This window comes from Enterobacter cloacae complex sp. IR5422, assembly GCF_049238165.1.
Taxonomy (GTDB): domain Bacteria; phylum Pseudomonadota; class Gammaproteobacteria; order Enterobacterales; family Enterobacteriaceae; genus Enterobacter; species Enterobacter roggenkampii.
This window is the reverse complement of the sequence record NZ_JBMKHT010000049.1, coordinates 13,963-27,973: the sequence shown is the minus strand read 5'-3', so window position 1 is coordinate 27,973 and position 14,011 is coordinate 13,963. Positions and strand designations below refer to the sequence as shown.

The 14,011-nt window shown below is 61.6% G+C and carries 10 protein-coding genes and 1 pseudogene; 5 read left to right on the top strand and 6 right to left on the bottom strand.

The window, feature by feature from the left end:
* Window positions 1–175: 175 nt before the first annotated feature.
* The gene (gene entS / locus ACOTXT_RS18980; protein WP_039024452.1) at window positions 176–1,414 is read right to left on the bottom strand and encodes an enterobactin transporter EntS; all 1,239 of its coding nucleotides are present in this window, start codon (window positions 1,412–1,414) and stop codon (window positions 176–178) included.
* A 108-nt stretch (window positions 1,415–1,522) separates the two neighbouring features.
* Here entS and fepD point away from each other — a divergent pair, with 108 nt between their 5' ends.
* The 3 genes from fepD to fepC are packed head-to-tail and all read left to right on the top strand — an operon-like array spanning window position 1,523 to window position 4,307.
* Window positions 1,523–2,527 carry a Fe(3+)-siderophore ABC transporter permease gene (gene fepD, locus ACOTXT_RS18975; protein ID WP_333165841.1) on the top strand — a complete coding sequence of 335 codons (1,005 nt, stop codon included), beginning with the start codon at window positions 1,523–1,525 and terminating at the stop codon, window positions 2,525–2,527.
* Window positions 2,524–3,516, top strand: coding sequence for an iron-enterobactin ABC transporter permease (gene fepG, locus ACOTXT_RS18970; RefSeq protein WP_044597018.1), 993 nt, complete (start codon window positions 2,524–2,526; stop codon window positions 3,514–3,516). Before fepD ends, fepG begins: the two co-directional genes overlap by 4 nt.
* Window positions 3,513–4,307: an iron-enterobactin ABC transporter ATP-binding protein gene (fepC, locus tag ACOTXT_RS18965; RefSeq protein ID WP_333165838.1), complete on the top strand. Its 795-nt coding sequence runs from the start codon at window positions 3,513–3,515 to the stop codon at window positions 4,305–4,307. The genes fepG and fepC overlap by 4 nt, the downstream gene beginning before the upstream one ends.
* 87 nt (window positions 4,308–4,394) lie before the next feature.
* On the opposite strand, the gene entF is transcribed toward fepC, so the two are convergent.
* From entF to fes, 3 genes are read right to left on the bottom strand one after another with little or no spacing between them, the layout of a single operon-like run.
* On the bottom strand, window positions 4,395–8,252 hold the full coding sequence (entF, locus tag ACOTXT_RS18960; protein ID WP_333165835.1) for an enterobactin non-ribosomal peptide synthetase EntF: 3,858 nt from the start codon (window positions 8,250–8,252) through the stop codon (window positions 4,395–4,397).
* The gene (locus ACOTXT_RS18955) at window positions 8,249–8,461 is read right to left on the bottom strand and encodes an MbtH family protein (protein WP_021242619.1); all 213 of its coding nucleotides are present in this window, start codon (window positions 8,459–8,461) and stop codon (window positions 8,249–8,251) included. The genes entF and ACOTXT_RS18955 overlap by 4 nt, the downstream gene beginning before the upstream one ends.
* A gap of 10 nt (window positions 8,462–8,471) precedes the next feature.
* A complete protein-coding gene (gene fes, locus ACOTXT_RS18950) occupies window positions 8,472–9,671 on the bottom strand; it encodes an enterochelin esterase (RefSeq protein ID WP_126325677.1) in 1,200 nt (399 codons plus the stop codon).
* Window positions 9,672–9,815: 144 nt separating this feature from the next.
* Here fes and ACOTXT_RS18945 point away from each other — a divergent pair, with 144 nt between their 5' ends.
* Window positions 9,816–12,065: a TonB-dependent siderophore receptor gene (locus ACOTXT_RS18945; protein WP_008500981.1), complete on the top strand. Its 2,250-nt coding sequence runs from the start codon at window positions 9,816–9,818 to the stop codon at window positions 12,063–12,065.
* Window positions 12,066–12,150: 85 nt separating this feature from the next.
* Window positions 12,151–12,792, top strand: a complete 642-nt coding sequence (gene entD / locus ACOTXT_RS18940) for an enterobactin synthase subunit EntD (protein WP_032667564.1) — start codon at window positions 12,151–12,153, stop codon at window positions 12,790–12,792.
* A gap of 12 nt (window positions 12,793–12,804) precedes the next feature.
* On the opposite strand, the pseudogene ACOTXT_RS18935 reads toward entD, so the two are convergent.
* Both ACOTXT_RS18935 and ACOTXT_RS18930 read right to left on the bottom strand, forming a co-directional pair.
* Window positions 12,805–12,929 (bottom strand): annotated as a pseudogene (locus tag ACOTXT_RS18935) (metal ABC transporter permease); the annotation flags it as partial.
* Between the two features lie 24 nt (window positions 12,930–12,953).
* Window positions 12,954–13,934: a fimbrial protein gene (locus tag ACOTXT_RS18930; RefSeq protein ID WP_025912689.1), complete on the bottom strand. Its 981-nt coding sequence runs from the start codon at window positions 13,932–13,934 to the stop codon at window positions 12,954–12,956.
* Between the last annotated feature and the right edge of the window lie 77 nt (window positions 13,935–14,011).

Below are 14,011 nucleotides of genomic sequence, written 5' to 3'. Positions count from 1 at the left end.
AGGCCATCATCTTCAACGGAATAACGCTTGCGTACTACGACCGAAAAACCCAGAGTGTGGTGCGGATAGACTAAAAGTGTTACCTATGTTCCCGGTCTGATCTGTCACCTATGTATCCGGTCATACAGCAGCGCCACCGGGCGTTTTGTCGGGTGGCGGCTCCGCCTTACCCGACCTACAAGGTCACCACACTCTCCTGCCTGAACCGGCGCAATTCCACCAGCGCCACCAATAAGATCACACCAACCATTGCTAACACAAACCCGCTGCTGCACGCGGACGCCGCCGGGGTCATTATTGCCCCCAGCCCGCCGAGGATCGCCGCGCCAATGGCATCGCCCGTGACGTTTTGCGCGGTCCACAGGCCGTTAATGCGCCCGAGCATTCCTTCCGGCGTCTGGGTCTGGATCAGGGTGTACTGCAGCAGCGAGCTGATGGCGCTCAGCCAGCCAAAGATCACCAGACACATCACCCCCAGCGCCCAGACCGGCATCAGGCTGAAGAAGCCAATGGCGATAAACGAGGCCAGCGTGGCAAGCAGCATAATCAACCCCGGCCGCGCGCTCTGCGCCAGGTTGCCGCTGGTCAGCGCCCCGCACGCCGCGCCGAGCGGAATGGCGGCGTAGAGAATGCCTATTTCTGAGGCGCTCATCTGCCACTCTCCCGCCAGCGCCGGGTAGAGCACGCGCACGGCGCTCGCCATCGTCAGCAGGCCGCCGAGCAGCGCAATCCCGCCAATCAGCGGGTTGCTGAACAGGAAACGAATCGCGGCCATCAGGGACTTCAGCGGGTGCTCGCGCGGCTGCGGCGGAGGTGGCAACAGCGGCAGGCGCAGCAGCGTCAGCGTGGTGATAAAGGTCCCCGCCGCGGCCAGGCCGTAGTTCCACGCCACGTTGCCGGTTGCCAGCAGCAGGCCGCCGACCATCGGCGAAATCACCGAGCCGAGGCGCACGGTGAGCATGGTGATCGCCCCCGCCTGCATCAGATTTTCTCGCCCGACCAGCGCGGGCGTCGCCGCCAGCAGCGCCGTCACGCCTAAGGAGGCAAAGAAACCGTCCCACAGCCCCAGGGCATATATGGCCATCAGCGACGGCTCAGGGAGCATGGCGTTCAGACACAGCCCGATAAAGCCCACGCCGCAGGTGCCGCGCGCCAGCAGGATCAGCTTCTTGCGCTCGTAGCGGTCCGCCAGCACGCCGCCGACCATCAGGCCGATGAACATCGCCCCGCCGGTTAACGTCACCGATAACCCCACCAGCCAGCTGGAGTGGGTCATCGTCTGGATTTGTACCGGCACGGCCACGCCGAGCAGGCCGAGGGATAAAATGGAGATAAAGCGGGCAATAAACACGGCGCGATACGCCGGGTGCGTTTTAAGCAGGCTGAGGTTGAGCAGCCAGGATTTTTGATTCATGACAAAGCCTTGAGTGTAATTCTACCCATTCCATGGGCGCACATGCTAACATAGCCAAATAAGATAGATAACGATAATCACTATCATTATCAAATCATGGATGTTGCTATGTCGTTTTCCTCTTCTGCGGTGCGCGCCGTTGCCGTGCCCGTATTATTGCTACTGCTAATCCTTGCGATTGCACTCAGCCTGCTGGTCGGCGCTAAATCGTTGCCCGCGTCCGTTATTGTTGATGCGCTCTCCGGAACCTGTCAGAGCGCCGACTGCACCATCGTGCTCGACGCCCGCCTGCCCCGCACCCTTGCTGGACTGCTGGCCGGCGGCGCGCTCGGCCTTGCCGGTGCCCTGATGCAAACCCTCACCCGCAACCCGCTGGCGGACCCCGGCATTCTCGGCGTGAACGCCGGCGCCAGCTTTGCCATCGTGCTGGGCGCGGCGCTGTTCGGCTTCACCTCTCCGTCTGAGCAGTTGGTAATGGCCTTCTGCGGCGCGCTGGCCGCCTCGCTGGTGGTCGCGTTTACCGGCAGCCAGGGCGGCGGACAGCTGAGCCCGGTACGCCTGACGCTGGCGGGCGTGGCGCTTGCCGCGGTGCTGGAAGGCTTGTCCAACGGCATCGCCCTGCTCAACCCGGACGTTTACGACCAGCTGCGCTTCTGGCAGGCCGGTTCGCTGGATATCCGCACCCTTGAAACGCTGAAAGTGGTGGCGATCCCGGTGATGATTGCCGCCGCCGTAGCGCTGTCGTTAAGCCGGGCGCTGAACAGCCTGAGCCTCGGCAGCGACACCGCCACCGCGCTCGGCAACCGCGTCGCGCGCACGCAGCTGATTGGCCTGCTGGCCATCACCGTCCTGTGCGGCAGCGCGACCGCCGTGGTCGGGCCAATCGCCTTTATCGGCCTGATGATGCCGCACATGGCGCGCTGGCTGGTGGGGGCGGATCACCGCTGGTCCCTCCCGGTAACGCTGCTGGCGACCCCTGCCCTGCTGCTGTTTGCCGACGTGCTGGGCCGCCTGCTGGTGCCGGGCGAACTGCGCGTCTCAGTGGTCAGCGCCTTTATCGGCGCGCCGGTGCTGATTTTCCTGGTGCGCCGTAAACGCGGAGGTGGCGCATGAGGGCCCCGTCCCGTCGTTTAGTCACCAGCGTCTCCCTGCTGGTCGTCGCCAGTCTGCTGCTGGCGGTCTGGAGCCTGCAAAGCGGTGCCGTAACGCTTGATTTCGCGCAGGTATTTCACGCTCTCACCGGCAACGCGCCGCGTAACATCACCATGGTGGTCACTGAATGGCGACTGCCGCGCGTGGCGATGGCAATCCTGGTCGGCGCGGCGCTCGGCGTCAGCGGTGCGATATTCCAGTCGCTGATGCGCAACCCGCTCGGCAGCCCGGACGTGATGGGCCTCAATACCGGGGCCTGGAGCGGCGTGCTGGTGGCGATGGTGCTGTTCGGCCAGCACCTGACGGCCATTACCTTCACGGCGATGGCGGGCGGCATTCTGACGTCGCTGGTTATCTGGCTGCTGGCCTGGCGCAACGGTATCGACACCTTCCGGCTGATCATTATCGGTATCGGCATCCGCGCGATGCTGATGGCCTTTAACACCTGGCTGCTGCTGCAGGCCTCGCTGGAAACGGCGCTTTCCGCCGGGCTGTGGTACGCAGGTTCTCTCAACGGCCTGACGTGGGGCAAAACCTGGCCCGCCGCGCCGCTGATTGTGCTGATGTTTATCGGCGCGCTGCTGCTGGTGCGACGCATGCGGCTGCTGGAGATGGGCGACGACAGCGCCTGCGCGCTGGGCGTGAGCGTCGAACGCTCGCGCCTGATGCTGATGCTGGTGGCGGTATTGCTGACCGCCGCCTCCACCGCCATCGCCGGGCCGATCTCGTTTATCGCCCTTGTCGCGCCGCATATCGCACGACGTCTAAGCGGGACGGCGCGCTGGGGATTAACTCAGGCGGCGCTGTGCGGCGCGCTGTTACTGCTGGCCGCCGATCTCTGCGCCCAGCGGCTGTTTATGCCTTACCAGCTTCCGGTGGGCGTGGTGACCGTCAGCCTCGGCGGGATTTACCTTATCGTCTTGCTCGTTCAGGAGTCACGCAAGAAATGACAGACACAACCACCCGCTTGCGCGGCGAACATCTCACCCTTGGCTACGGCAAAAAAATCGTTGCCCGCGATTTATCCGTTGCCATTCCGGACGGCCACTTCACGGCGATTATCGGCCCGAACGGCTGCGGCAAATCGACCCTGCTGCGCACGCTGAGCCGCCTGATGACGCCGGTGGAGGGGAGTGTCTTACTGGACGGGGAGCAGATCCAGCGTTTCGCCAGCAAAGAGGTGGCCAGGCGCATCGGGCTGCTGGCGCAAAACGCCACCACGCCGGGGGACATCACGGTGCAGGAGCTGGTCTCGCGCGGGCGCTACCCGCACCAGCCGCTGTTTGCCCGCTGGCGTAAAGAGGACGACGAGGCGGTGAACCGCGCGATGCAGGCGACGGGCATCACCGAGCTCGCCCAGCAGAGCGTGGACACCCTTTCCGGCGGCCAGCGTCAGCGGGCGTGGATTGCGATGGTGCTGGCGCAGGAAACGTCGATCATGCTGCTGGACGAGCCGACAACCTGGCTGGACATCAGCCACCAGATTGATCTGCTGGAGCTGCTGAGCGAGCTGAACCGCACGCAGGGGTACACCCTGGCGGCGGTGCTGCACGATTTAAACCAGGCGTGCCGTTACGCCACGCACCTGATTGCCTTGCGCGACGGGGAGATTGTGGCCCAGGGCGCGCCGAAGGAGATTGTCACGCCGGAGCTGATCGCGCGGATCTACGGTATGCGCTGCATGATTATTGACGATCCGGTGGCGGGAACGCCGCTGGTGGTGCCGTTAGGTCGGCGGTAATTGCCGGGTGGCGGCTACGCCTTACCCGGCCTACACTCGGCTCCCGTAGGCCGGGTAAGGCGTAGCCGCCACCCGGCGCTTTTGACGTTACCCCAAAATCTCCCTCAACACTGGCCCAATTTTCTCAAACGCCTGCGGTGAAATGATATCCACGTGGGCGCAGTCCTGGCTGTACACCTCCAGCTCGCCCACCCACGGTGCCCAGGCGGCCTGCGGCTCCATCGTGCGCGTGCGTTCGGCAACGAACAGCGTCGCTTTACCATCAAAGCGTGAACTGTGCGCGGTGGTGAGCAGCCGCACCGCGTCGGCGTAGTTGCCTTCGATAGCGTTAAACAGCTCGCTGGAGCCCTGCCCCTGCTGGGCGGCGATAAACGCCTGACGCTCGCGCTCGATCTCCGCCAGCACCGCCGGGTCGAGGCCGTTGGCCTCTTTCTCCGCCCAGTTCTGGGTTTCCGGCGGCCAGGTATCCAGAAGGCCGAGGAACGCCACCGCTTCCCCCTGCTCGCGCAGGCGGGCCGCAATGCCCTGCGCCAGCGTGCCGCCGAGGGAATAGCCGAACAGGTAATACGGCCCCTGCGGCTGCTGCTTACGCAACGTGTTCAGGTGATGGTCGATGACCCCATCGAGATCCGCGCACTGCTGCATCGGGCCGTCCGGACGCGGCGACTGAATGCCGACGATGGACCAGCGCGGGCTGAGGTAGCGCGCCAGGACGCTAAACTGCCAGGCAAAGCCGGACGCCGGATGGAAGCAGAACAGCGTCGGGCCGTCGCCCTCACGCAGCGGCAGAAGCGTTTCAAACCCCAGACGCTGCGCCTGCTCGTCACTCATTTGCGAGTCCAGCAGCGCGCTAAGCTTACTCACCGTGGAGGCGACCATAATTTGCCCCGGCGTGACCTTACGGCTAAACGCACGGCTGAGCTGCGCCGCGAGGCGCATCGCCAGCAGCGAATGGCCGCCGAGGGCAAAGAAATCCGCCTCAATGTCGCTGATCTCACAGCCCAGCAGCGCGGCAAACGCCTGCGCCACGGCGACTTCGGTTTCAGTCTCCGGCGCACGGCCGGAGGATTTACTCGTCAGCTCCGGCAGCGGCAGCGCCTTGCGGTCAAGCTTGCCGTTGGCGCTCAGCGGCAGCGCGCTGATTTGCAGCAGCACCACCGGCACCATATGCGGCGGCAGCTGGGTTTTGAGCGATTCCAGCAGCGCGTCGCGGTCCAGCGGTAAGCCGGATTCAGAAACCACGTACCCCACCAGTTGGCGCGCATCGCCGCCCGTCGCCGCCGCCTGGTTGAACACGCAGGCGTGCGCCACGGCCTGGGCCACGTCCGGCAGCGACAGCATCGCCCGGTCGATTTCACCCAGCTCGATGCGCTGGCCGCGGATTTTGAGCTGGTCATCGCTGCGGCCCAGATATTCCACCGCGCCGTTATCCAGCCAGCGGGCAACGTCCCCGGTGCGGTACATCCGCTCGCCCGGCGCGAACGGGTCGGCGATAAAGCGGCTGGCGGTGAGATCGGGGCGTCCCAGATACCCCTGCGCCAGCTGAATGCCGGTGAGGTAGAGATCCCCCGCCACGCCGAACGGTACCGGGCGCATCATCGCATCCAGAATGCGCAGCCCCGTGTTCCACACCGGGAAACCGATCGGCACGCTGTTACCTTCCACCGCCGCCAGCTCGGGCCCAAACGCCGGATACCAGCTGACGTCCACCGCCGCTTCCGTCGGGCCATAGAGGTTATGCAGCGGCACGTGCGTCAGCTGTTCCCACTCGCGGCACAGCGCGGTCGGCAGCGCTTCGCCGCTGCAGAACACCTGTTTAAGCGTTTTGCAGCAGTCGACGTTTTCCGGCGTCAGCGAGGCAACAAACGCCGCCAGCATCGACGGCACGAAGTGGGTAGTGGTCACGCCGTAGTGCGCGAAGAAGCTCTGCATCGCCTGCGGATCGCGGTGCGCGTCCGGCTCCGCCATCACCAGCTTCGCCCCGGCGATAAACGGCCACCAGAACTCCCACACCGACACGTCAAAGCTGCACGGCGTTTTCTGCGCCACCACATCGTTCGCGCCCAGCGGATAATGGTCCTGCATCCACTTCAGGCGGTTAACGATGGCAGTATGGCCGACCATGACCCCTTTTGGACGCCCGGTCGAGCCGGAGGTAAAGATGATGTACGCCGTCTGCTCCGGCTTTGCCAGACGCAGCGGTTCAGCATCGGTGGCCGGTAACAGTGTGTTGTAACTACACGTCGTAATAGGCAGATCGCTAAAGCGCGGAAGCTGTTCGTCGGTGGTAATGAGCAGGGACGGCTTCGCGTCCTCGAGCATCATCCGCAGGCGATCGTCCGGGTAGCCGGTGTCGAGCGGCAGCCACGCGGCGCCCGCCTCCACAATGCCGTGCAGCGCTAACGTCAGGAATACCGAGCGCGGCAGGGCCACCGCCACGCTGTCGCCCGGCTTCACGCCGCGCGCGCGCAGCAGGTTTGCCAGCGCGACGACCTGCTCGCGCATCTGACGATAGCTGAGTTCAACGTGCGCATCCGCCAGCGCGGGGGCGTCCGGCGTTTTGCTCGCCTGCTCCGCGACCAGATCCGCCAGCGTGGTGGACGGCAGCGCCAGCCCGGTATCGTTGATGCGCGCGAGCTTTGCGTATTCCTGCTCTGAAACGGTTTCCACCTCGCCGCAGCGCAGGTCCGGGTTGGCCGCAAACTGCACCAGCATCGCGTTCAGGCGCGCCACGTGACGCGTCAGCGTCGCCTCATCGTAGCGCTGCTTATTGGCGAGGATCTCCATGCTCAGCCCGCCCTGCTCGTCCGGGAACAGCGCCAGCTCCAGATCGTTCACCGGGCCGGTCGCCAGCGTGTGGGTGATGGCCTCCACGCCGTCGATATCCAGCTGGTAGTCGAACACTTTAACGTTCAGCACCGGGCCAAACAGCGCTTCATCACCCGCCGCTTTCCCGCTGTCGCGCACGATCTGCTCGGCGTCGTAGCGCTGGTGGCGGCGCATTTTTTTCAGCTGGTTCGCCAGGCGCAGCGCCAGCGAGGGCAGGCTCTCCTGGGGATCGATATTGACCGCCAGCGGCAGGACGTTAAGCACCGGCCCGGTCGCGGTGAGCGCCGCGGATCCCATCCGGCGCATAAAGATAAACCCGGCGGCGTAGTCCAGCCGTCCGGTGAGGCGCCCCAGCCACAGCGCCACCAGCGCAAGCGCCAGGTCGGTGCGCTGTACCTGCCCTGCCGCCTGTGCAAGCTTGCTGAAAGCGCGGCCGTCGGCGGTAATTTTCAGACGCAGAATGTCGGTCGTGGCGGCGCGGCCCGGCAGCGGCGCGGAGGAGAGCGAGACCGGAGAAGGCAGCTGTTTGCGCTGCTCGGCCCAGAAGGCGCCGTCGCGCCGGTACGCCTCGCTGTCGCGATAGCGCTGATACTCGTCCACCACCTCTGCAAATGGCGTAAACGGGGATTCCGGCGTGGGTTCGCCCTTTTTCCACGCGGCATAAATCGCGGCGATCTGGCGGGTTATGGCCGGGAAGCTGAAGCCATCCACCACCAGATGGTGATAGCGCTGATACCAGTACCAGTGGTTTTCACCGACCTGAATCAGTTGATGAAAGGCCAGCGGCTGCCCGCTGTCGACGCGCAGGTTCTGGTTAAGATCGGCGTTCATCAGCGCCACGGCGGCGGCGTGGGAATCAACGCGAACGATGGACGGTTCCGGCAGAATGAAGGTGTCATCCACCCACTGCCACACCTCACCGTTGTCTTCCGCAAAGCGCATGCGCAGGGTATCGGCCTGCATCATGCCCGCGGCAACGGCTTTTGCCAGCAGCGGCGCATCGATATTGCCTTTCAGCTCGGTGTAGTGCGCCACGCTCCAGGCGTTTGGCAGCGTGGACAGCTGTTCCGCCATCCAGATCCCCGGCTGGGCGGCGACGAGAGGAAGACGGTTCATGCGTTCTCCCCCGCGAAATAAGACGGCTCAAGCGTCTGCCAGCGTTCCGCCAGCCACTGCTGGCACGCCTCCTGAGACTGTGCTTCGCACACCACGCCCCACCCTGCCGGCAGTTCGCACTGCTGAGGCCACAGGCTGTACTGCCCCTGGTCGTTTTGCAAAATGGCGAACTGTCCCTGCGGATTATCGAAAGGATTGCTGAATTCCATACAGACTCCGTTAGTGAATAAGCGGCTGCCAGAGGGTGATAAGCCCCTGCGTCAGCCCACCGCGCCAGCAAAGCGCATCGTGTCCGCCGTCAACCTGACGCCAGATAACCGGTTGGTGTGTGTGCAGTTCGGCATAAATCGCCTGATTCGCGCGGAAGATGAGCGGCTCGTTGCGCCCGGCCTCAAGAAGGATGCGTAACCCGCGAGGGGATATTTCGCCGGTTTTAAGTTGTTCGATTAACAGCCCGTCCTGCTGGCCGCCGCGGTGCGGCCACCAGTAGGAGCCGGACTGGCTAAGCACGCAGCCAAAACGCTGCGGCCAGTTGAGGCCAGCATAAAGCGACGCGAGACCGCCAAAGCTCTGGCCAGCCACCACCGTACGGTCGGCGCGGTCGCTGAACAGCGCATGTTTTTGGACAAGGGGGAGAAGTTCTTCCTGCACCGCCAGCCAGAAATCGGGATTGCACGGCAGCTCGCGGTTGCGATGCGCCATATCGATAACATCGATTAAGACATAGACCGCAGGCGGTAATTTGCCTTCACGGGTGAGCGACGCCAGCGCAGGCCAGACCGGCATGCTTTCGGCCCAGAACTGCCCGTCGAGCAGCACCGCCAGCGGGCGTTCCGGGCTATGATCCCCGGTGGTGAAAATCCAGATGCGGCGGCGATTTTTCAGGCGCGCGCTTTCCCACTCAATGCAGACTGGCGGCTGATACGGCGTATCGGGATGATTCCAGCCCGGCTGAACCGGTGCTTGCGGCATCTCCAGCGCCGAGACGGCGTGCCCACGCCCGCCGCGCCAGCTCTGCGGGTTCAGCGGGTCTGAAACCGCGTGCGGCAGCAGCTTGCGCCAGCCTTCACGCAGCGCCATGCGTTCCGGCTGCTCGCCTTCAAACACAACGCTGGCAAAATCGTTTTCATTCACGGAAGGGATAAAACAATAGCTTCCGCGCCACTCGGGGCTGAACTCGCCCTGCCACTGCCAGACGTCGGTATCGGGAATACGTTCGAGGGACTGCGGGCGGGCATTTTGGTGGTGATCGGTCACGCCGGTGACGTAGAGCCAGACGCGTTTGATCGGTGACGTTCTTTGCGTTCCTGTCGGGTCACGCCACCAGAACGTGACGCGATAGTTTCCCTTTTCCGGCGTCCATTCAGGCCCGTTTTTCGACTGCCACCACGCTTCACTTCCCGTTGTTAACGCCGTCACCCTTATAACCCCATGTTTAACAGTCTTTTTTGTTTCAGAGCAAATTTTATTGATAATATTATTGATAACTATTTGCATTTGCAATAGCGTAGTGCCCGCGCTGTGGGAAGCGCTCATAAAACAACCACAAAAGCAGGACGTACAATGAATAAGAAGATTCACTCTCTGGCCTTGCTGGTCAATTTAGGGATTTATGGCGTCGCGCTGCCTGCTCTGGCAGACGACAACACCGCCTCTGCGCAGCACGAAGATACGATGGTGATCACCGCCGCCGAGCAGAATCTGCAGGCGCCGGGGGTATCGACCATCACCGCCGATGAGATCCGCAAAAACCCGCCCGCGCGCGACGTGGCGGAAATCATCCGCACCATGCCGGGCGTTAACCTGACCGGTAACTCCACCAGCGGCCAGCGCGGGAATAACCGTCAGATTGATATCCGCGGCATGGGGCCAGAAAACACCCTGATCCTGATCGACGGCAAGCCGGTGACCAGCCGTAACTCCATCCGTCTGGGCTGGCGCGGCGAGCGTGACACCCGCGGCGATACCGGCTGGGTGCCGCCGGAGATGATCGAGCGCATCGAAGTGATCCGCGGTCCGGCCGCCGCGCGCTATGGCAACGGCGCGGCAGGCGGCGTGGTGAACATCATCACCAAAAAATTCGACGACCAGTGGCACGGCTCCTGGAACACCTACCTGAATGCGCCTGAGCACAAGGATGAAGGTTCCACCAAACGCACCAACTTCAGCCTGAGCGGCCCGCTGGGCGGCGACTTCAGCTTCCGCATGTTCGGTAACCTGGACAAAACCCAGGCCGACGCGTGGGACATCAACCAGGGTCACCAGTCTGACCGTACCGGTGCCTACGCCGACACGCTGCCTGCTGGCCGCGAGGGTGTAGAAAATAAAGACATCAACGGCGTGGTGCGCTGGGACTTTGCGCCGATGCAGTCTCTGGAATTTGAGGCGGGCTACAGCCGCCAGAACAACCTCTACGCCGGTGATACCCAGAACACTAACAACGACAACAGCTCCAGCGGCCTGGTGAAAAAGAACTACGGCAAAGAAACCAACCGTATCTATCGCCAGAACTTCGCGGTGACCTGGAACGGCGGCTGGGATAACGGCATTACCACCAGCAACTGGGCGCAGTACGAGCACACCCGCAACTCCCGTCTGGGTGAAGGGCTGGCGGGCGGTACGGAAGGCTTGTTCAACAGCAATAAATTCACCGACACCGATCTGGCCGACGTGATGCTGCACAGCGAAATCAACCTGCCGATTGATTTCCTCGTTAATCAGAACCTGACGCTGGGTACCGAGTGGAACCAGCAGCGCATGAAAGATTCCACCTCCTTCACGCAAACCCTGCAGGGCGGCACCATTCCGGGCATGAGTAACGATCGGAGCCCGTACACGTCGGCAGAGATTTTCTCCCTGTTCGCCGAAAACAACATGGAGCTGACCGACAGCACCATGCTGACCCCTGCCCTGCGCTTCGACCACCACACCATCGTCGGCAACAACTGGAGCCCGTCCCTGAACCTGTCGCAGGGTCTGGGGGATGACTTCACGCTGAAGATGGGTATCGCCCGCGCCTATAAAGCGCCAAGCCTGTATCAGACCAACCCGAACTACCTGCTCTACAGCAAAGGTCAGGGCTGCTACGCCAGCTCCGACGGCGTAGGCTGCTACATGATGGGTAACGACGATCTTAAGGCCGAAACCAGCATCAACAAAGAGATTGGTCTGGAGTGGAAGCGCGACGGCTGGCTGGCGGGCGTGACCTGGTTCCGCAACGACTACCGCAACAAGATCGAAGCGGGCTACGCGCCAATCGGCCACACCTCATCTGGTAAAGTGCAGACGGATATCTACCAGTGGGAAAACGTACCGAAAGCGGTGGTTGAAGGGCTGGAAGGCTCCCTGAACGTGCCGGTCAGCGACACCATTAACTGGACCAACAACATCACCTACATGCTGCAGAGCAAGAACAAGGAGACCGGCGACCGTCTGTCGATCATTCCGGAGTACACGCTGAACTCGACACTGAGCTGGCAGGTTCATCAGGACGTGTCGCTCCAGTCGACCTTTACCTGGTACGGCAAGCAGCAGCCGAAGAAGTACAACTACAAAGGTCAGCCTGTGACCGGGTCTGAAAAAGACGAGGTCAGCCCGTACAGCATCGTTGGCCTGAGCGCGACCTGGGACATGACCAAAAACGTCAGCCTGACCGGCGGCGTGGATAACGTCTTCGACAAGCGCCAGTGGCGTGCGGGTAATGCCCAGACGACCGGGAACGCCACCACCGGCGCGTATATGTACGGCGCGGGGGCTTATACCTATAATGAGCCAGGCCGCACGTGGTATATGAGCGTGAATACGCGATTCTGATAAAGGCAACAACGCCGCCCTCTCCCTGTGGGAGAGGGCTGGGTGAGGGCATCAGGCCGCACTATTTATTGATAGAGGGGAAACCATGCACACCACCCACCGCACGTTCATTCTCGCCGGCCATACCGTACACCACGTCACCTTCGACCCAACCACCTTCACCGACGCCGATCTCCTCTGGCTCCCCCACCACGCTGAGCTTGCAAACGCCGGGCGCAAACGCAAAGCCGAGCATCTGGCAGGCCGCATCGCCGCCGCGCATGCCTTACCTGACCACACCGTGCCCGGCATCGGCCCCAGCGGTGAACCGCTCTGGCCGGAAGGCGTTTCAGGGAGCATCACCCACAGCGGCACGCAGGCGATGGCGGTTGTGGCATGCGACCATCCGGCGATTATCGGCATCGATTGCGAAACGATCCTCTCCGAGAATGAAGCTCAGGAAATAAAAGACGGCGTAATTGATGCCCAGGAAGAGCTCGTCCTTTCCTGCTCAGGTTTTCCGTTCCCCCTCGCCCTGACGCTGGCGTTTAGCGCCAAAGAGAGCCTGTTCAAAGCCCTCTTTCCGAAGGTACAGTCCTGGATGGGGTTTGACAGCACTCGCGTCACACAGCTCGACGATAAAACGCTTATCCTGGCATTAACCCTTCAACGCGCAGGATACGCCAAAGCCACCGCCTTCACCCTTCACTGGCGACAGCACGGCGAACAGGCGATCACCCTGCTGTAAGGCTCTCCTGCCGACGGGAATGCAGAGGCTCAACCCGACACCAAACATGCCTGAAAAAATGATCCCCATAACCCATTCTGCTTGATTCGGCTGTTATCTTTCAGGCATTCGGTGGAAACCGCGCAGAACAGGCCGGATGCGAGGGTATTTCAAATAATGCGTTAACGATAGGTCATAGTAAACGACGCCGTGGCGCTCACCGAGCCTGATCGAGCATTCGCAGAGGTCATATAATACGCGGCCTTAAAGGGAATATTGACGATTTCTCCTGCCGAGGTCGTCGTGCCGTATTTAATAAGCTTGCCGAACTGCACGGGCGAATCGTTATATTTTAGCTGAATGCCCAAACCTGTAGCCGTCGAACTGCTGTTTAACCCCAAAACTCCGTTAACAGGATCGGCAAGCGGGCTGACATTATCCAACGTCACATTCACTGCGGTCTGTGCACTACAGATAAGCGGTATGGAAAATGTCACCTGATTCTGGGTGCTGCCGACGCCGTTAAACTTCGGTAATAGCGCAATTCCCATATTAATATTCAAATTTTTATCTTCAATCTGACAGGATGCAGTGCTTATATTCATCGGCGAAAATATATATTTAAAAAGCGGCAGGCGCATAATGTTATTACTTCTCGGAGTACTGTATTCCATATTTATCGCCAGAGCGGGTATTGAGCCCGTCTCCGGGGTAGTGCTGGTTTTGATCAGCTCAAAAGTATCCGTGAACGTTGATACACCATCCTGGAGGATCCCTCGCCTCCAGTTCGGGTTATTGAGGTCCATTCTGGTGACAAATTCGCTACTTTGCGTGGTGCTGGAAAAGTTCTTCCACCTGATGCCAATGCCAGGAACCTCTGTCGCCCGCACGTTTGCCAGCGGCGAGGCGCCGTAATCCGTATTCGCCCCGGAGAGCTGAATAAACCACGAGCCATCGTATCCGATTTGCTGACCCTCAGGGTCACATTTTATGGGGTTACTGGTAATTATCGTTGCTAATACCGTTCCAACCGGCGCATCCCGCTGAACGACAATATTGTGATCGAAGTTGACCGCTACGTCGTTTGCAGAACACAGCGCAAAGGCATTCAGAGAGACAGCGCATCCCACGGCTGCCGTCGCGATTTTAAATACGGTGGACATGATATGTTCCTTCATTTCAGGCAAGGCGTAGGCCTTCTCTCGTAAAAGTAATAATACGTATTAACGCAATGAGAAAT